The following is an 18,346-nucleotide window of genomic DNA, read 5'->3' on the forward strand; positions in this document are numbered from 1 at the left end:
GAATGCCTGCCCATCGACTGCGCAACGGCGGGCCCTGAATCCCACCGGCGCCGTCACACCTGCATATTCATGATGTCGTGATAGGCCGACACCAGCTTGTTACGCACCTGCACCGTCGCCTGGAAGGCGATGCTCGATTTCTGCATTGCCACCATGGTGTCCGACAGGCTGACCGTGTCGTCGCCCATGGTAAAGCGCTTGCTGAGCGCCTGCGCCTCGGCCGAGCGGTCGCTCACGCCCTGCAAGGAATTGTGCAAGGCTTCCGCGAAGTCGAGCTTGACCGCGGACTTGCCACCAACCGCGCTGGCACTGCCAAGCCCACTAGGGGCAACCGGCCCCGCCGAGTCCGGCTTGGTGGCCGCCGCCTTGAGCTGCTCCATCATGGCCTGGATGCGGCCGCTGTCGATGCCGCCGATACCGCCAATACTCATGTTACCCTCCTGCATGTTATTGCCTTGTAGAATCATCTACAAATGCACTCAGGAAAGCAGAATAGCAGCGCAGGCGCCAATTTCACCCGTGAGTTAGGGCGGTAAACGCCCCCTATTTCGGGGTTTGAATGTTGCCCCCGGGCTCCATAATGCTGCCTGTTCCCACCCATTCATCTGAATCCATCCAACATGGCAGCAACTGCGGAAGACCTTCTCGACACCACCCAGGGCCAGCCTCCGGCAGCGCCCCAGTCGTTTTTCCAGACGACCATGGGCAAGCGCGTCGCCATCGGCGGTGGCATCGCGCTCATCCTGGCGCTGATGATCGCTGTCTGGATGTGGAGCCAGGCGCCTGAATATCGCGTGCTGTTTTCGAATTACAGCGACCGCGACGGTGGCGCGATCACCGCATCGCTCGACCAGATGGGGGTGCAATACAAGTTTTCCGAAGGCGGCACCGCGATCCTGGTGCCGGCCGAGCAGATCCACGACCTGCGCCTGAAGCTGGCCGCGCAAGGCCTGCCGAAGGGCGGCAACGTCGGCTTCGAGCTGATGGAAAACCAGAAGCTGGGCGTGTCCCAGTTCCTGGAACAGGTCAACTACCAGCGTTCGCTCGAAGGCGAGCTGGCGCGTTCGATCCAGTCGCTGGGTTCGGTGAGCGCCGCGCGCGTCCACCTGGCGCTGCCGAAGCCGTCCGTGTTCGTGCGCGACCAGCAAAAGCCGACCGCCTCGGTGCTGCTCAACCTGCAGCCGGGCCGCGCCCTCGACCAGGGCCAGGTCAGCGCCATCGTCCACCTGGTCGCCTCCAGCGTGCCTGAGCTGACCTTCGGCAACGTGACCGTGGTCGACCAGACCGGCGCCCTGCTGTCGGAACAGGCCGGCAAAGGCGCGGGCAACAAGATGCTCGACGCCACCCAGCTGAAATACGTGGACCAGGTCCAGGAAAACATCATCAAGCAGGTCGAAGCGATGATCAAGCCGCTGGTCGGCGAGGGCAATGTGCGCGCCCAGGCGACCGCGGAGATCGATTTCGCCCAGGTGGATACCGCGGCCGAGATGTACAAGCCGAATTCGCCGCCCGAGCCGCAGGCGATCCGCAGCCAGCAGACCTCGGAAACGCAAGGCGCCGGCGCCGGCGCCTCGGGCATCCCGGGCGCGCTGTCGAACCAGCCGCCGGGCGTGAACACTGCGCCGATCGATGGCGAAGCCCCGGCCGAAGCGCCTGCCGCCCTAGGCCCGAGCACCAAGAATTCGACCACCAATTTCGAAGTCGACAAGACCATCCGCTACGAACAGCGTCCGATGGGCGGCGTCAAGCGCCTGACGGTCGGCGTGGTGGTCAACTACCGCCGCATCGTCGACCCGGCCACCGGCAAGGTCACCGTGCGTCCGCTGGCGGCCAACGAAGTGGCCCAGATCAACGAGCTGGTCAAGCAGGCAATGGGTTACAGCCAGGCACGCGGCGACACCCTGAACGTGACCAACGCACCGTTCGACGGTGTGGACAAGCCGGCCGAAGCAGTGGTAGAACCGGACTGGTGGCGTGACCCGGCAAATATGCCGCTGTTCAAGGACCTGGCCCGCTACGCTTTCGTGGCCGCAGTGATCGCCTTCCTGTACTTCCGCTTCCTGCGCCCGCTGCTGCGCCCGGCGATCAAGAAGTTCGACGAAGCGACCGCCGTGCCCGAAGAGCCGAAGGAAGACGACAAGGCCGAAGGCGAGGAAGGCGAAGACGAAGCCGAGCCGGACGAGGAAGAGCTCGAGGAAGAAGAAAAGATTCGCCGTGACATGGGTTACCGCGCCAACCTGAAACTGGCGAAAGACCTGGCAAACCAGGATCCGCGCATCGTCGCAAACGTGATCAAAGCATGGTTGGGTTCAAATGAGTGATAAAGACAAGGACGGCACGAACAAGGCGGCAATCCTGATGCTGGCCCTGGGTGAAGCCGAAGCGGCCGAGGTGATGAAATTCCTCGGCCCGCGCGAAGTGCTCAAGCTGGGCGCCGCGATGGCGCAGATGAAGGCGGTGCAGCACGGCCAGGTGGTCACGGTGCTCGAAGAGTTCGTCGAAGAGACCAATCTGCATTCGACCGTCGGCCTCGACTCGGACGAGTACATCCGCCAGGTGCTGACCAAGGCGCTGGGCGACGACAAGGCGGCGGTCTTGCTGAACCGTATTCTCGGCGGCAAGGACGCCTCGGGCATCGAGAGCCTGAAGTGGATGGACTCGGTCTCCGTGGCCGAGCTGATCCGCAACGAGCACCCGCAGATCATCGCCACCATCCTGGTCCACCTCGAGCGCGACCAGGCTTGCGAAATTCTGGCAAACTTTACCGAACGACTGCGCAACGACGTCGTGCTGCGCATTGCCACGCTGGACGGCGTGCAGCCGGCCGCATTGCGCGAGCTGAACGACGTGCTGACCAAGCTGTTGTCGGGTAATGAACACATCAAGAAGTCCTCGCTGGGCGGCGTGCGCACCGCGGCCGAGATCCTGAACTTCATGAGCGGCGAGCAAGAGTCGGCCGTGATGGACAATATCAAGAACTACGACAACGACATGGCGCAGAAGATCATGGACGAGATGTTCGTGTTCGACAACATCATCGACGTCGACGACCGCGGCATCCAGTTGCTGTTGCGCGAAGTGCAGTCCGAGATGCTGATCATCGCACTCAAGGGCGCCTCGCAGGATCTGCGCGAGAAGATCTTCAAGAATATGTCGCAGCGTGCCAGCGAGATGATGCGCGAAGACCTGGAATCGAAGGGTCCGGTGCGCCTGTCCGAAGTAGAATCGCAGCAGAAACAGATCCTGCAGATCGTGCGTCGTCTGTCCGACGAAGGCCAGATCGTGCTGGGCGGTAAAGGTGAGGATTCGTTCGTCTGATGGCACTACCGAAAGAACAGCAGAGCGCCTACCAGCGCTGGGAAATGGCGTCGTTCGGCGACGATCGCCCCAGCACGCTCGCACGCCGCGCGGCCGAAGCCGCGGCGGCGGCGCCCGGCGCTCCTGCTTCTGCTGACGCCGATTCCGGCCTGCCGCCGGGATTTTCCCTGCCGAGCGTAGAAGAACTGGAAGCGATGCGCGAAGCCGCGCGCCAGGAAGGTTACGCGCAAGGACTGGACGAAGGCCGCACCCAGGGCCATCAAGAGGGCCATGCACAGGGTTACGCCGAAGGCGCCGAGGCCGGCCAGCGCGAAGCCGCGGCCGAGCTGGAGCAGCTGCGCCAGGTGGCCGCCAACTTCGGCGACGCCATCGCCCAGGCCGACGAGACCATCGCCCGCGACGTGCTCGACCTGGCCCTGCGCCTGGCGCGCGGCATGGTGCGCACCGGGTTCGACGTGCGTCCCGAACTCATCCTGTCGGTGGTGCGCGACGCCATCGACCAGTTGCCCGTGCTGCAACAGCCGGCCGTGCTCACCCTGAACCCGCAGGACGCCGAACTGGTGCGCCATGGCATGGCCGAAGAGTTGACGAAAGGCGGCTGGCGCATCGTCGAGAACGGTTCCATCGGGCGCGGCGGCTGCAAGGTCGAGACCGCGACCAATCAGATCGATGCGCAGGCCTCGGCGCGCTGGAACCGCCTGACCCATGCGCTGGGCGCCAACGTCGAGTGGCTGGGCGACTGATGGACGACCACCAGCACCACGATGCCGGCGCCGGCGCCGACCACGACCGCGACCCGCATACCGCGCGCTGGAAATCCTTCCTGCGCGATTGCGACACCCTGGTCAGCTTCGCCGATCCGCTGCAGGTGTCGGGTCGCGTCACGCGCGTGGCCGGGCTGGTGATGGAATGCGTCGGCCTGCGTCTCGCGGTCGGCGCCGCCGCCACGATCCCCACCGCCAGTGGCTTCATCGAGGCCGAAGTGGTCGGGTTCGAGGGCGAGCGCCTGTTCCTGATGCCGCAAAGCGATACCGAAGGCGTGGTGCCCGGTTCGCGCGTCTTCCCGGTGGAGAGCGTGCTGCCGCCGCCGGGCACCGTGCCGCACGGGCGCCGGCGTCCGCAAGACCGCGCGCGCCACCTGCCGGTCGGCATGCAGCTGCTGGGCCGCGTGGTCGATGGCGCCGGCCGCCCGCTCGACGGCCTCGGCCCGCTCGCCACGACCGAGGTGGGCCCGCTCAATGCACGGCCGGTCAATCCGCTCGACCGCGCGCCGATCAAGGACACGCTCGACGTCGGCGTGCGCGCCATCAATGCGATGCTGACCGTCGGCCGCGGCCAGCGCCTGGGCCTGTTCGCGGGCACCGGCGTCGGCAAATCGGTGCTGCTGGGGATGATTGCGCGCTATACCGAAGCCGACGTCATCGTGGTCGGGCTCATCGGCGAACGGGGCCGCGAGGTCAAGGAATTCATCGACCAGATCCTGGGCCCCGAAGGCCGCGCGCGCTCGGCCGTCGTGGCGGCCCCGGCCGACTCGCCACCATTGCTGCGCCTGCAGGGGGCGGCCTACGCCACGGCGATCGCCGAGCACTTTCGCGACCAGGGCAAGAACGTGATGCTGATCATGGATTCGCTGACCCGCTATGCGATGGCGCAGCGCGAGATCGCGCTGGCGATCGGCGAGCCGCCGGCCACCAAGGGCTACCCTCCTTCGGTCTTTGCAAAACTCCCGGTGCTGGTCGAGCGCGCCGGCAACGGCCTGGAAGGCGGCGGTTCGATCACGGCCTTCTATACCGTGCTGTCCGAGGGCGATGACCAGCAGGATCCGATCGCCGATGCGGCGCGCGGTATTCTCGACGGCCACATCGTGCTCAATCGCCACCTGGCCGAGGCCGGGCATTATCCGGCGATCGACATCGAGCAGTCGATTTCGCGGGCCATGCACTCGATCACGACCCACGAACACCAGCTGGCGGCGCGCAAGCTCAAACAATTGTATTCACGCTATCAGCGCTCGCGCGACCTGATCAATGTCGGCGCCTACGCCGCCGGCAGCGATCCGGTGCTCGACCAGGCCATCGCGAAGAATGGGGTCATCGAGGAATTCCTGTGCCAGGAAATCCACGACAACGCCACGCTTCCCCAGAGCTTGGGGCAACTTTCCTCGCTATTCAACTGATTGCCAAGAATTGCTCAGCGGTAGAATCGCAGCACCATGGCCCAACTATCCGCACTTGAAACACTGATCGACCTGGCGCAGAAGGATTCCGATGCTGCCGCCAAGCGCCTGGGCGCGGCCAATAAACTGGTCGAGGAAGCCGAACAGAAGCTGGAGATGCTGGTCGGCTACCGCGACGAATATGCGCGCAAGCTGGATGCGGCCCAGGTGGCCGGCATCACGCCGTTCGCGTACCACAACTTCGTTGCCTTTATTGGCAAGCTGGACAACGCCTTGAATGGCCAGCGCGACGTGTTGAAGCATGCAATATTCAAGGCAGACACCGAGCGCAAGACCTTGCAGGAAAGCGAACGCAAGCGCTTGTCGTATCGCACGCTGAACGAACGTGCCGCGAGCGAAGCGCTCAAGGTGCAGAACAAGCGCGACCAGAAACAGATGGACGACCACGCGGCGCGTGGCGCCCGCTACAAACAACGCTGAGCCAAACATGACGACGCAGACTACGAATCTCCTGTTCCAGACCACTGGCGCCAATGCCGCCGCGCCACGCAGCGCGAGTCAGGACCGGCTGGCCGACAGCGCACGCAACAATGGCGCTTTCGGCGCCACCCTGTCGCGCGAACTGGCGGCGCGCCAGCAGGCGCCGCAGCCACAGGCACCGACTCCCGCTGCCCAGCAGCCGAAGCCGGCCGCGCAGCAGCAGTCGAAACCGAATGCCGCCGACAAGCCCGCCAACCGCGAACCGGTGCGCGAGCCGGCCAGGGCCGGCGCCAAGCCGGCCAGCCATGAAGGCGAAGCGCAGACTGCGAAGACCGCGTCCGCCGAAGGCAAGGACGACGCCGAGGCAGCGAAAGGCGCGGCCGAAGATGCGGCCGAGGCCGCCGAGGCAGCCGCTGCGGCCACGACGCCGGTCACCGACATGCTGGCTTTCATGGCCAGCCTGACCAGGCCTGCGCCCGCCGATGCAGCAGCGGTGCCAGTTGACGCCGCGGCCGCCGACGCCGGCGACCAACAATTGAAAGCGTTGGCAAGCGCGCTGGAGAACATGACCGGCGCAGCTACCGGCGCGGGCGATGACGCCGCGGCCGGCGCCGCCGTCACCGACGAACTCGGCAAGGGCGTCACGTTGGCCACCGGCGTGCAGCGCGCCCCGGTCGACCCGAACGCACCCCAGGTCCAGGCGGGCTCCCTGCCGGAAGGCCAGCAGGATGCCGCCCAGTTCCAGACCCAGCTGCGCGAGAGCCAGCAGCAGCTGGCCTCGGTCGTCGAGGAAGCCCCGGCCCCGCTGGCCCAGCTGCAGGCCCAGGCCGCCAAGATGGCGGACGCGGTCGGCAACCCGGCCGCCGTGCCGGGCGACCGCATCCCGGCCCGGGTGGGCAGCCAGGCCTGGGACAACCAGGTCAGCCAGCGCATCGTCTACATGGTCGGCAAGGAGCAGGCCGCTACCCTGACGCTGAATCCGCCCGACCTGGGTCCGGTCCAGATCGTGCTCAATGTGAGCAACGACCAGGCCACCGTGGCCTTCTCGGCCGAGCAGCTCGAAGTGCGCCAGGCCCTGGAAAACGCCCTGCCGCGCCTGCGCGAGATGATGAGTGAAAGCGGCATCGCCCTGAACAACGCGACGGTCGACGCCGGCGCACGCCAGCAGCAGGATGACCAACGCCGTACGCCGGGCGGCACAGGCGCCAATGGCAACCTGGCCGGCACCGGCACTGGCGACGAGGGCGAGGCAGCGTTGAACGAAGTGGCGCCGCGTACCCGCACCGTGGGGCTGGGCGAGCGCGGGATGGTGGATTTGTTTGCCTGATCCCGGCCACGGGCTTTAAACGCGTCGTTAGCGCCGACCGTCGTTAGCTTGGGCACGTCGTTAGCTTGGGCACGTCGTTAGCTTAGGCACGTCGTTAGCTTGGGCACGTCGTTCCCGCGGAGGCGGGAACCCAAGTCCGAAGCGCTGCCAGCCACTTTCAGCGTAGCCACAGTGCATGCAAACTTGGGTTCCCGCCTTCGCGGGAACGACGGTTTGAGGCCGCGGGAACGACGGTTTGAGGTCGCGGGAACGACGTTTTGAGGGTGGCGAAAGAAAATGCGCGACGACGAATCGTCCTCCCTTTTACTTTCCATCATCGCGCGCCTGCAACAATTCCGGATTTACTGCCTCTTCCTCCCTCTTTTCTAGGCTTGCCCGGGTGCATCTTTCCGCGACAATGCCATAATGTTGTACCCATTAACCAGCACTGAAGACCTATTTTGAAAGCGAATCCGAAAATGAAGGCTGATCCGAAAGCGGACGCGGCGGCAGCGGCGCCGGCCGGCTCGAAGAAAAAGCTCATCATCATGATCCTCGCCGCTGTTCTCGTGCTTGGCGCGGGCGCCGGCGGTGGCTGGTATTTCAGCCAGTCCTCGGCCGCCCATGGCGAAGAAGACGCTCCGGCCAAGGAAACCAAGAAGAAGAAAAAGAAGGACCCGGCGGCCAAGCCGGAATACGTGCCGATCGAGGCCTTCACCGTCAATCTGCAGCCGGAAAACGGCGAGCAGTATTTGCAGGTACAGTTCACCCTGCAGGTCGAGAGCGCGGAACAGGCGACCGTGGTGAAGGATAATATGGCGATCGTGCGCAATCGCGTGCTGCTCCTGTTGTCGAGCAAAAAGGCGTCCGAAATCAATACGGTGGAGGGCAAACAGCAATTGGCGTCCGAAATCCAGGCGGCGATTACCGAGCCGTTTGAAAAACAGGGCGACGAACAGGAAGTGTCCGACGTATTATTCACCTCGTTCATCATCCAGTAATTACCTAGAAACATGGCCGATAATTTCCTCTCACAGGAAGAAGTCGATGCCCTCTTAAAAGGGGTCAACGGCGATCAGGACGACATTGCGACGCCTGAAGACACCTCGGGGGTACGCACCTATAACCTGGCAACGCAAGAGCGCATCGTGCGCGGCCGCATGCCGACGCTCGAGATCATCAACGAGCGTTTCGCCAGGTATTTGCGGGTTGGCCTGTTCAACTTCCTGCGCCGCAGCGCCGAGGTCTCGGTGGGTTCGGTGCGGGTCTCCAAGTACAGCGAGTTCATCCGCAACCTGGTGGTCCCGACCAACCTCAACCTGATCCACATGAAGCCGCTGCGCGGCACCGCCCTGATGGTGTTCGATCCGGGCCTGGTGTTCCTGCTGGTGGACAATCTGTTCGGCGGCGACGGGCGTTTCCACACCCGCGTCGAGGGCCGCGACTTTACCCAGACCGAGCAGCGCATCATCATGCGCATCCTCGACATCGTGTTCGAGGCCTACGGCAAGTCGTGGGAGCCGGTGTATCCGATCGAGTTCGAGTACATCCGCTCCGAGATGAACACGCAGTTCGCCAACATCGCGACCCCGAACGAAGTCGTGGTGTCCTGCACCTTCACGGTCGAGCTGGGATCGGTGTCGGGCCAGATCCACTTCTGCATGCCCTACTCGATGATCGAGCCGATCCGCGATGCGCTGACCTCGAGCATCCAGGGCGAAGCGCTGGAAGTCGACAAGCGCTGGGTGCGCCTGCTGACGCAGCAGATCCAGGTGGCCGAGGTCGAACTGGTCGCGGTGCTGGGCAACGGCAAGGCGAACTTCGACGAGATCCTGAACATGAAGATCGGCGACGTGATCCCGATCGTGGTGCCCGAGATGCTGCAGGCCACGGTCGACGGCGTGCCGGTGATGGACTGCAGTTACGGCGTGCACAACGGGCAATATGCGCTGAAGGTCGAGAAGCTGCTCGCCAATAGCGACACCTTCAGCAAGTAATCGATATGATTGGCCAGGCGCAGGGCGCCGGCCGCGGCAAGATAGAAGCAATACAGGAGAACACCATGTCGGACAACCAGGAAGACCAGGACCACATCGACGACGATTGGGGCGCGGCGATTGCCGAGCAGGCCGCGGCCGAAGCCGCGGCGCTCGAGCGCCAGCAACAGCAGGCGACCGCCCCGGCCGCGGCTGCCGCCGTGTTCAAGGATTTCTCGAACAAGGGCGCGCGCAACGAGACGCCGAACGACATCGACTTCATCCTCGACATCCCGGTGCAATTGACGGTGGAACTGGGCCGCACCAAGATCGCCATCAAGAACCTGCTGCAGCTGGCGCAGGGCTCGGTGGTCGAGCTGGACGGCCTGGCCGGCGAGCCGATGGATGTGCTGGTCAACGGCTGCCTGATCGCCCAGGGCGAGGTGGTGGTCGTGAATGACAAGTTCGGGATCCGGCTCACTGATATCATCACGCCATCTGAACGGATTCGCAAACTGAATAAATGACCCCGCGCCGCGCCCTTACCCTGTTCTTCGATCGCACTCCTGTCACCGGATACGCAGGCGTAGGGTTGGCGGCTTCGCCGCCGACGCGTCGATCCATCGCGGCGGCCTTGCTGTTTGCCCCCCTCGTCACCCTTGCCCAGCAACCCGCGACGACCGACACCTCGACCGCGCCGGCCCCGGCCGCCCACGAGAATTCCGACACGCCACGCCGTCCCGGCGAAACCACCACCGGCCGTCCACCTGCGCCGGCCGTGCCGGCTCCGGCGACCACGCCCACCGCGAAAGCCCCGCCGACCGCCCCGCTGCCGGGCGACGGCGCGGTAGCCGCCGACACCACGCCACCGGTCTCCACCGCGCCCGTGTCGCCGACGTCCACCGCGCCGTTGAGCGAAGCGCCGCGGGTGTCGATGCCCGCCTCGATGCCCACCTCGTCCACCGCCAGCCCCGGCGCCGGCGGCCTGCTCAAGACCATCCTGGCCCTGATGCTGGTGCTCGGCCTGCTGGCCGGCCTGGCCTGGGCGATGAAGCGCTACGGCCCCAAGATGAGCGGCGGCAGCGCCAACCTGCGCGTGGTCGGCGCCCTGAACCTGGGCGGACGCGAACGCATCATGGTGGTCGAAGTCGGCGACCAGTGGATCGTGGTCGGCGCCGCGCCGGGCCGCGTCAACGCCCTGCACACCATGCCACGCCAGGAAGCGGACCTGACGCCGGCTGCCGCCCACGGCACCATCCCGGCGAATAACTTCTCCGACTGGCTCAAGAAGACGATCGACAAACGCAATGCGAGCTAAATATTTCTTGTTGGCCGGCGCACTGGCCCTGCCGCTGATCGCGGCGGCCCAGCCCGGCATCCCGGCATTCCAGAGCAGCCCGGGGCCGGGCGGCGGCACGTCGTACTCGCTGCCGGTCCAGACCCTGCTGCTGCTGACCTCCCTCACCTTCCTGCCGGCCGCGCTGCTGATGATGACGGCGTTTACCCGCATCATCATCGTGCTGTCGCTGCTGCGCCAGGCGCTGGGCACCCAGAGTGCGCCGCCGAACCAGGTGCTGGTGGGGCTGGCGCTGTTCCTGACCTTCTTCGTGATGGGCCCGACCTTCGACCGCATCTACAGCGAAGCCTACCTGCCGCTGCAGCGCAACGAAATCCAGATGACAGACGCCATGGAACGCGGCGCGGTGCCGCTCAAGGAATTCATGGTCAAGCAGACGCGCCAGTCCGACCTGGCGCTGTTCGTCAAGATCTCGCGTTCCGAAGCGCTGCAGGGTCCCGAAGACATTCCGCTGCGGGTCCTGATCCCGGCCTTCGTCACCAGCGAACTCAAGACGGCGTTCCAGATCGGCTTCGCCATCTTCATACCGTTCCTGATCATCGACATGGTGGTGGCGTCGGTGCTGATGGCGATGGGCATGATGATGATGTCTCCCGCCGTCATCGCCCTGCCATTCAAGCTGATGCTGTTCGTGCTGGTCGACGGCTGGCAGTTACTGCTGGGCTCGCTGTCCCAGAGTTTCTACTGAGGACGCGGCCATGACACCCGAAAGCGTGATGACGATGGGCCGCACGGCCATGGAAGTGACCCTGATGATCTCGGCGCCGCTGCTGCTGGTAGCGCTGATCATCGGCCTGATCATCAGTATCTTCCAGGCGGCGACCCAGATCAACGAGGCGACCCTGTCCTTCATTCCGAAGCTGGTCGGCGTGTTCGTCGCCCTGGTCGTGGCCGGGCCGTGGATGCTGTCGGTGATGCTCGATTACATGCGGCAGGTGTTTACCGGGATTCCGGGGTTGATCGGGTAGCGTGGACGAATAGCGCCATGCGAATTCTTGTTGCACGCGTGGACGGCAAAGCCGTCCAGCCTACCTGGTCAGGCACTTCGTGCTGACGTTGACTTCGGTCGAGATCAATGCCTGGATCGCCGGCCTGCTGTGGCCGCTGTCGCGCATCATGGGGCTGATCGCGGCGGCGCCGCTGTTCGGCAATGCCGGCGTGCCGATGCGGGTCAAGGTGCTGTTGGGAGTCTTCCTGGCGCTGGTGATCGCGCCACTGGTGCCGGCGTTGCCGGCCGCCGATCCCACGTCGTGGGCGGGCCTACTTATCCTGGTCAAGGAAATGATCATCGGGCTGGCGATGGGCTTCGCCATGCGCCTCGTATTCGCCGCGATCGAATACGCGGGCGAGATCGCGAGCCAGACCATGGGCCTGGGTTTCGCCGTCTTCTTCGACCCCAGCACGCGCGGACGCTCGGCGGCCGTCAGCCAGTTCATGGCGCTGGTCGCGACCATGGCCTTCCTGGCCGTGAACGGCCATTTGGTGCTGCTGGAAGCGCTGGCCGAGAGCTTCATCACGATGCCGATCACCGAAACGCCGTTTTCCTCGAACGCGGCGCTGGAACTGGCGCGCTGGGGCGGTCGCATCTTCTCGGCCGGACTCCAGCTCTCGATGCCGATCATCGCCGCCCTCCTGATCACCCAAGTCGCCCTCGGCATCCTGACCCGCGCCGCGCCGCAGCTGAACATCTTCGGCATCGGCTTCCCGATTACCCTGGGCGTGGGCTTCCTGACCCTGAGCCTGGTCCTGCCCTACCTCGGCGCGCCGATCGTGAACCTGTTCAACCAGGGGATCGAAACCAGCCGCTCACTGCCGCGCGCCGGTAATCCGCAGCCGGGCGCGCCGGGCGCGGCGCCTGCGCAGGCGACGCCGGTGGTGCCGGCGCCTGGATGATCACAGGAAACAAGGTTATTATGAGAATAATTCTCATTCATCTTGTTTCATATGCTCCAATCCCTGCCTCGCCGCCGCCTGCTCGGCGTCACCACCGTCACCACCCTGGCCAGCCTCGCCACCCCGCTGGCGCGCGCCGCCGAGGGATGGCAAACCGCCACCCTGCCGCTGGCCCGGCAATACGAGCTGAAATCCGCCATCACTGGCCAGCATTACCGCATCTTCGTCGCCGTGCCGTCGGGCCCAGCACCTGCAGCGGGCCATCCGGTGCTGTACGCGCTGGACGGCAACGCCACCTTCCCGACGCTGGCGCTGATGGGCCGCACGGCGGGGGTACGCAGCAGTGTGACCGGCCAGACGCCGCCCGTCATCGTCGGCATCGGCTATGCCGGCGACCAGCCCTGGAACAGCGCACGCGGCCGCGATTACACACCGCCGACCGGCGCCGCGGGATCGGCGGCCGAAGGCGGCGCCGACCTCTTCCTCGACTTCATCGAGAAAGAACTCAAGCCGCTGGTAGCGACGCTGGCGTCGCTCAACCTGGCGCGTCAGGCCGTGTATGGGCACTCCTACGGCGGCCTGTGCACGCTGCACGCGCTGTTCACCCGCCCCGCCATGTTCCAGACCTATCTCGCGGCCAGCCCATCGATCTGGTATGGCGAACGCGCGGTATTGTCCGGCATGGACGGATTCGCCAAACGCATTGCCGCGCTGGCCTCGAAGCCCTCGCTGATGCTGACCGTGGGCGAGCTGGAACAGCCGGCGGCGAACGGCGCCGTGCTGGAAGGCCGCCAGGCGATCGCGGCCACGCGGCGCATGGTCGACGAGGCGCGCGAACTCGCCGGGCGGCTGCAGGCGGAGCAGACGCTGGCGAGGGTCGAGTTCCACCTGCTGGCGCACGAAAACCATGGCTCGGCGATGTTCCCGGCCATGGCGCGCGGGCTGGAGTTCTTCCTGGCTTAGCTCGCCGGCGCGCGGTAGCGCATCGCAACGTCGCAGCGCGCATAGCGCGCGCCGTAATCCGCCATGATGCCGGCGTCGTGCTCGAAGCCCAGCTTCTCGTACAGGTGGATGGCGGCGGCGCACTTGGCGTTGCTGAGCAGGTAGAGCGGCTCGGCCCCGAGTTGCATGGCGCGCGCGATCATCGCCTCCAGCAGGAACTCGCCGGCCTTCAGGCCGCGCGCACTTTCGCGCACGCCCATCTTGGTCAGCTCGAAACTGCGCTCACCCGTTTTTTGTAAGGCGCAGGTGCCGACGATGCCAAGTCCGCGCGCCTCCACGAACAGGATCACGCCGCCCGGGTCGACGATCTTCGCGCGCGGGTTTTCCAGCACATCGCGGTCGGTCGTTTCGAGCTTGAACATGGCGTTGATCCACTCCGCGTTGATGTCGTAAAAGTGGTGCGCAAGCGCGTCGCTGAATTCGTGGATCCTGAGGCCCGGCATCTGCAATCTCCATAAGGCAATAGATAGCAGTGTAATGGCTTCGCCGCGCCAGTGCTCAACCTGCCAGTGCCGGATAGGTAAACGCCAAAAAGTGCACCCCATTGAGGGCAAAGTGCGCCAGGATCGCCCCCTCCACCCGCTTCGACAGCAGGTAGGCTGCCGCATAGTGCAGGCCCGCGATCGTGGCCAGCAGCGCCAGCAGGCTCCCGCCGCCCAGGTGCGCCAGGCCGAACAGGACCGACGACACGAGCGTGGCGACGAGCACCCCGCCGCGCCAGCCGCGCATGGCATGGGCCATCTTCTCGAGCAGGAAGCCGCGGAAGAACGCCTCTTCCGCCACGCAGGTGATCAGCAGGTTGGAAGCGAGGAACCAAGCCGAATACGGCGCCCACTTGACGTCCGGCCGGATCTGCCCCAGCAGCCAGCCCAGCCCCAGCACGACCACCAGCACCGACGCCACCACCGGCGCGATCCGGCGCAGCATTTCGCGCCATTCGGCGGCGCTGCCGATCCGCTCGCAGAACACGCCCATTAGCACGATGCCGACCACCGCCTTGTCGAAGTTGGCCCATAGCGCGAACAGGGCGCCGTCGGCGGAGAAACGGATGCCGTCGGCCAGCATCGGATTGTGGAAGCCCGGCGCCTTGTGCAGGGCCAGCGCCAGGGCGGCGACGGCGGTCAGCACCAGCAGCAGCGCCCGCGTGGTCTTGCCTCGCGCCGCGCGCGCGCCCCAGGCCAGTGCGGCAAAGACCGCGATCGACAGCGGCGCCCGCCAGTCGAGGATGCCGCCATGCAGCCCTGCGAGTATCGCCAGCACCAGGCCGCCGCACCAGGGCCAGGCACGGTTGCCGCGGATCGCGGGCAGCGGCGCCCACAGGGACAGGGCAGTCAGAGCCAGCAGGCCGAAAGTGAGCAGGACGTGGGCGGGAATGGTCATGGAGCGTGATTATATTCCGGGCAAGGTTGAATGGCAGCAACCCGTACTTACGCCATTGGCCAGACCCCGGATGCCTGAAATTCCACCTTTTGCGCCGTAATGCTACTTAGCCAACAAACAAACCCGCATGGCAGGGGTAGCCTGAACATCCCAGGGCGAAGCGCCTCCACCAAGCCATGCATGTGGCCGCTATCGACATGAAAACATCAAGACCTCTCAAGATCGTCGGCTGGATCCTGCTCGGAATCACGGTCATCGTGATCCTGTTCTTCCTCCTGTTCGACTGGAATATGTTGCGGCCGTATATCAACCGCAAGGTGTCGGAAACCACCGGCCGTGAATTCGCGATCCGGGGCGACCTGGACGTGAAGTTCCAGCGTGGCCTGGAAAGCGAACGCGGCTGGCGGCGCTATGTGCCGCGTCCGTACGTCAGCGCCAACGACGTCACCATGAGCAACCCGACCTGGAGCACCGTCGGCCCGCAGATGGCCGCGGCGCAGCGCGTCGAGGTCGGCCTGCATGTGCTGCCGCTGCTGCGCAAGGACGTCGTCATCACCGACCTGCGCCTGGCGGGGCCGGACATCGCCGTGCAGCGCCTTGAGGACGGCCGCAATTCCTGGACCTTCAAGGACAACGGTCCGTCGCAATGGGAGGTCGACATCCAGCGCCTGTCCTTCAACAGCGGCAAGCTGCGCTACCAGGACGAGCCGCTTCGCCTGGACCTGCGTCTGGATGCACGCTCGATCGACGGCCAGCAGACCGCGCCGGCCGAGGGCGTGCCGCCGTATGGCCTGGCCTTCACGCTATCCGGCACCTATAACAAGGCGAAGATCGTCGGTGGCGGCAAGGCCGGGGCCGTGCTGTCGCTGACCGGCGAAGACATCACCTTCCCGATCGAGGCCAAGGCCAGCGCCGGAGAAAACAAGCTCGGCCTGCGCGGCGTGGTCCGCGATCCGCGCTCGCCCTCCGGCTTCGCCCTCAAGATGGAACTGGCCGGCGCCAGCATGGCCGACCTGTACGGGCTGACCGGCGTGCTGCTGCCGGAAACGCCGCCCTACTCCACGCGCGGCGAGCTGCTGGGCAAGAAGGACGGCGAATTCTGGACGTTCACGTATAAAGACTTCACGGGCAAGGTCGGCGCCAGCGACCTGGCCGGCACCCTGACCTTTGCCCAGCGCAAGCCGCGTCCCTTCCTGAGCGGCACTCTGACCTCCAAGCAACTGCGTCTGGCCGACCTCGGTCCGACCATCGGCGCCGATACCGGCGCCGGCACCAAGGCAGCGGGCCGCGTCAAGGCGCCGCCGGCCGGCAAGGCCTTGCCGGTGGAGGGGTTCAATACCGAGAAATGGGATGCGCTGGATGCCGACGTCAAGTTCTCGGGCAAGCGCATCGTGCGCACCAACGACATTCCGCTGGATAACCTCGAGACGACCATCCGCATGAAGAACAAGGTGCTCACGCTCACCCCGCTCAGCTTCGGCATGGCGGGCGGACGCATCGTATCGAACATCCGCCTCGACGGCAGCAACAAGACGCTCGACGCCTCGGCCCGCCTGGCGGCGCGCGGCCTCAAGATCCGCGAACTGTTCCCCAAGCTGCAATCGCTGCAGGCCAGCTTCGGTGAAGTCAATGGCGATGGCGTGCTGGCCGGCAAGGGCAATACGGTGGCGGCCATGCTAGGCACCTCGCAGGGCGAAATCAATGCCGTCGTCACCGAAGGCACGGTCAGCCAGTTCATCCTCGAACTGGCCGGGTTGAACGTGGCGAACGCCGTCTACGCCAAGATCTTCGGCGACAAGCAGACCATGCTCAATTGCGTGGCGGCGCAGACCACGGTGCGCAACGGCCGCGCCAACATCGACCGCTTCGTGCTCGACAGCGAGGATGCGGTGGTGAATGCCTCGGGCTACGTCGACCTGGCCAGCGAAAGCCTGGACGTCGACGTGCGGCCGAAATCCAAGGGCGCGCGCATCCTGACCTTGCGCACGCCGCTGTATGCGCGCGGCACCTTTACCGATCCGAAGGTCGGGCCGCATGTGGGTCCGCTGGCGCTGAAGGCCGGCGCCGCCGTGGCGCTGGCCGCCGTGAACCCGCTGGCCGCCCTGCTGCCGCTGGTGAACGTCGACAAGGCGCCGGACACCAACTGCGGCGCCGAGATCAAGGAGGCGACCAAGCCGCCGAAAGTGAATGCGAAGACGCCGCCGAAGCCGGTGGCGGCGCGCTGATCAGATGACGTTGAACAGCGAAAGCCCCGACATCGTCTTGAACGACATCTGCGCCGCCTGCAAGGTCAGCTGTTGCTGCGAGAAGTCCGAGATCGCCTTGACGGTGTCCAGTCCCTGCAGGTCGTCCAGCGTGCTCGCATACTGGATGTCGAGGTCCATGCCGGCGCTGTCCAGGTAGTCGAGCTCGTTCATGTGGGCGCCGACCGAGGCCTGCACCGTCAGCACGTTGTCGTGGGCGTTCTTGAGGTTGTCGATCGCCGAGTTCAGCTGGTTGGTCAGGGCCGCCTTGCCGGTGGAGCCATCGGTGGGCGAGCGCAGCGTCTTGATCAGGTCGGTGACGGTGGTGAACACCGATTGCTTCTGGCTCGGCTCGACGCTGAACTTGTCGCCGGCGGTCGGCACGCCCTTGATGTCCATCGCCATGCCGCCGAAGGCGATCTGCTGGCCTTCCTTGTAGGGCAGGTCCTGCTGGTCCGGCAACACGGTGCGCGGATCGTTGCTGGTGTTGTACACCGAATAGGTCGGCACCGGCGGCGTGTCCGTACTCATGCCGAACTCGATCTCGTACTTCGTATTGTCCAGGCCCGGGCGGTTGACGACCGAGCCCGACGAGATGATCGCTGCGCCCTTGTTGGCGGCGTCGGCCTTGGTCGTGAACACGCCGTTGCCGGTCGGGATCGATTCGAACACGGTGCTGCCGGAGGCCGACAGCGGCACCTTGCGCGAGTCGCTCACCTGCAGCTGGCGCACGCCCGCGTCGCCCTGGTAGGCGGCGCCGTTCGGCGTCGCCGTGAACGGCTGGGTGGTGGTCTTGAAACCCGAGAACAGGTAGCCGCCCACGCCGTCGGAGGTATTTGCCACGCCCAGCAGGTCGGTCAGGCGTCCTTCGAGTTCGGTCGCCAGCTTCTCGCGGTCGGCGGGCAGCATGATGCCGTTGCCGGCCTCCACCGCCAGCTCCTGGATTTCCTGGAGCAGGTCGCCGGCGTTCTGGAGCGCCGATTCCACGTGACCCATCGACGACTTGGCGCTGCTGCGGTTGGTCGCGAACTGGGCGTTGATGTTCTGCGACTGGGTCACCTCGAGCGCGCGCGCCGACGCCACCGGATCGTCGGCCGGGGTCAAGAGGCGGCGGTCGGTCGACAGCTGCATCTGCGTGCGCGCAAGCGCCGACTGCAGGTTGTTGAGCTGGTTGGTCGAGGTGTTGTAGAAACTCTGGGTACTGATGCGCATGAT

At 65.5% G+C, this 18,346-nt stretch carries 19 protein-coding genes; 15 read left to right on the top strand and 4 right to left on the bottom strand.

Features of this window, described 5'->3' with window-relative positions; translation table 11 throughout:
• Positions 1 to 53: 53 nt before the first annotated feature.
• The gene (gene fliE / locus AC3A6F_RS09275) at positions 54 to 431 is read right to left on the bottom strand and encodes a flagellar hook-basal body complex protein FliE (protein WP_487680019.1); all 378 of its coding nucleotides are present in this window, start codon (positions 429 to 431) and stop codon (positions 54 to 56) included.
• 189 nt (positions 432 to 620) lie between these two features.
• Here fliE and fliF point away from each other — a divergent pair, with 189 nt between their 5' ends.
• The 14 genes from fliF (at position 621) to AC3A6F_RS09345 (ending at position 13,469) form a co-directional block, all read left to right on the top strand.
• Complete coding sequence (gene fliF, locus AC3A6F_RS09280) at positions 621 to 2,321, top strand: flagellar basal-body MS-ring/collar protein FliF (protein WP_487680021.1); 1,701 nt, start codon at positions 621 to 623, stop codon at positions 2,319 to 2,321.
• Positions 2,314 to 3,318: a flagellar motor switch protein FliG gene (gene fliG / locus AC3A6F_RS09285; protein ID WP_320476021.1), complete on the top strand. Its 1,005-nt coding sequence runs from the start codon at positions 2,314 to 2,316 to the stop codon at positions 3,316 to 3,318. Before fliF ends, fliG begins: the two co-directional genes overlap by 8 nt.
• A complete protein-coding gene (locus AC3A6F_RS09290; RefSeq protein ID WP_487680022.1) occupies positions 3,318 to 4,061 on the top strand; it encodes a flagellar assembly protein FliH in 744 nt (247 codons plus the stop codon). Before fliG ends, AC3A6F_RS09290 begins: the two co-directional genes overlap by 1 nt.
• Positions 4,061 to 5,494, top strand: coding sequence for a flagellar protein export ATPase FliI (fliI, locus tag AC3A6F_RS09295; protein WP_487680024.1), 1,434 nt, complete (start codon positions 4,061 to 4,063; stop codon positions 5,492 to 5,494). Before AC3A6F_RS09290 ends, fliI begins: the two co-directional genes overlap by 1 nt.
• A gap of 36 nt (positions 5,495 to 5,530) precedes the next feature.
• Positions 5,531 to 5,974 (top strand): flagellar export protein FliJ, encoded by a 444-nt coding sequence (fliJ, locus tag AC3A6F_RS09300; RefSeq protein WP_123070708.1) that lies wholly within the window; start codon positions 5,531 to 5,533, stop codon positions 5,972 to 5,974.
• Positions 5,975 to 5,981: 7 nt separating this feature from the next.
• On the top strand, positions 5,982 to 7,301 hold the full coding sequence (locus AC3A6F_RS09305; protein ID WP_487680027.1) for a flagellar hook-length control protein FliK: 1,320 nt from the start codon (positions 5,982 to 5,984) through the stop codon (positions 7,299 to 7,301).
• A 458-nt stretch (positions 7,302 to 7,759) separates the two neighbouring features.
• Entirely contained in the window at positions 7,760 to 8,281 is a 522-nt protein-coding gene (fliL, locus tag AC3A6F_RS09310; protein ID WP_487680029.1) for a flagellar basal body-associated protein FliL, read from the top strand.
• 12 nt (positions 8,282 to 8,293) lie between these two features.
• Entirely contained in the window at positions 8,294 to 9,277 is a 984-nt protein-coding gene (fliM, locus tag AC3A6F_RS09315; RefSeq protein ID WP_109346692.1) for a flagellar motor switch protein FliM, read from the top strand.
• Between the two features lie 65 nt (positions 9,278 to 9,342).
• Complete coding sequence (gene fliN, locus AC3A6F_RS09320) at positions 9,343 to 9,783, top strand: flagellar motor switch protein FliN (RefSeq protein ID WP_123067746.1); 441 nt, start codon at positions 9,343 to 9,345, stop codon at positions 9,781 to 9,783.
• A gap of 107 nt (positions 9,784 to 9,890) precedes the next feature.
• Complete coding sequence (gene fliO, locus AC3A6F_RS09325) at positions 9,891 to 10,574, top strand: flagellar biosynthetic protein FliO (RefSeq protein WP_487680032.1); 684 nt, start codon at positions 9,891 to 9,893, stop codon at positions 10,572 to 10,574.
• Positions 10,564 to 11,301, top strand: coding sequence for a flagellar type III secretion system pore protein FliP (fliP, locus tag AC3A6F_RS09330; protein ID WP_487680034.1), 738 nt, complete (start codon positions 10,564 to 10,566; stop codon positions 11,299 to 11,301). Before fliO ends, fliP begins: the two co-directional genes overlap by 11 nt.
• 10 nt (positions 11,302 to 11,311) lie before the next feature.
• Positions 11,312 to 11,581 (top strand): flagellar biosynthesis protein FliQ, encoded by a 270-nt coding sequence (fliQ, locus tag AC3A6F_RS09335; protein WP_005665867.1) that lies wholly within the window; start codon positions 11,312 to 11,314, stop codon positions 11,579 to 11,581.
• Positions 11,582 to 11,660: 79 nt separating this feature from the next.
• Positions 11,661 to 12,506: a flagellar biosynthetic protein FliR gene (gene fliR / locus AC3A6F_RS09340; protein ID WP_487680036.1), complete on the top strand. Its 846-nt coding sequence runs from the start codon at positions 11,661 to 11,663 to the stop codon at positions 12,504 to 12,506.
• Between the two features lie 51 nt (positions 12,507 to 12,557).
• Complete coding sequence (locus tag AC3A6F_RS09345; protein WP_487680038.1) at positions 12,558 to 13,469, top strand: alpha/beta hydrolase; 912 nt, start codon at positions 12,558 to 12,560, stop codon at positions 13,467 to 13,469.
• Here AC3A6F_RS09345 and AC3A6F_RS09350 read toward each other — a convergent pair.
• Both AC3A6F_RS09350 and AC3A6F_RS09355 read right to left on the bottom strand, forming a co-directional pair.
• The gene (locus tag AC3A6F_RS09350) at positions 13,466 to 13,951 is read right to left on the bottom strand and encodes a GNAT family N-acetyltransferase (protein ID WP_487680040.1); all 486 of its coding nucleotides are present in this window, start codon (positions 13,949 to 13,951) and stop codon (positions 13,466 to 13,468) included. The genes AC3A6F_RS09345 and AC3A6F_RS09350 overlap by 4 nt on opposite strands.
• A gap of 55 nt (positions 13,952 to 14,006) precedes the next feature.
• The gene (locus AC3A6F_RS09355) at positions 14,007 to 14,888 is read right to left on the bottom strand and encodes a CPBP family intramembrane glutamic endopeptidase (protein ID WP_487680042.1); all 882 of its coding nucleotides are present in this window, start codon (positions 14,886 to 14,888) and stop codon (positions 14,007 to 14,009) included.
• A 197-nt stretch (positions 14,889 to 15,085) separates the two neighbouring features.
• On the opposite strand from AC3A6F_RS09355, the gene AC3A6F_RS09360 reads away from it, so the two are divergent.
• Complete coding sequence (locus tag AC3A6F_RS09360; RefSeq protein ID WP_487680044.1) at positions 15,086 to 17,113, top strand: AsmA family protein; 2,028 nt, start codon at positions 15,086 to 15,088, stop codon at positions 17,111 to 17,113.
• On the opposite strand, the gene flgL is transcribed toward AC3A6F_RS09360, so the two are convergent.
• A complete protein-coding gene (gene flgL / locus AC3A6F_RS09365) occupies positions 17,114 to 18,343 on the bottom strand; it encodes a flagellar hook-associated protein FlgL (protein WP_487680046.1) in 1,230 nt (409 codons plus the stop codon).
• Positions 18,344 to 18,346 lie beyond the last annotated feature (3 nt).

The organism is Massilia sp. Soil_C_3, assembly GCF_057657035.1.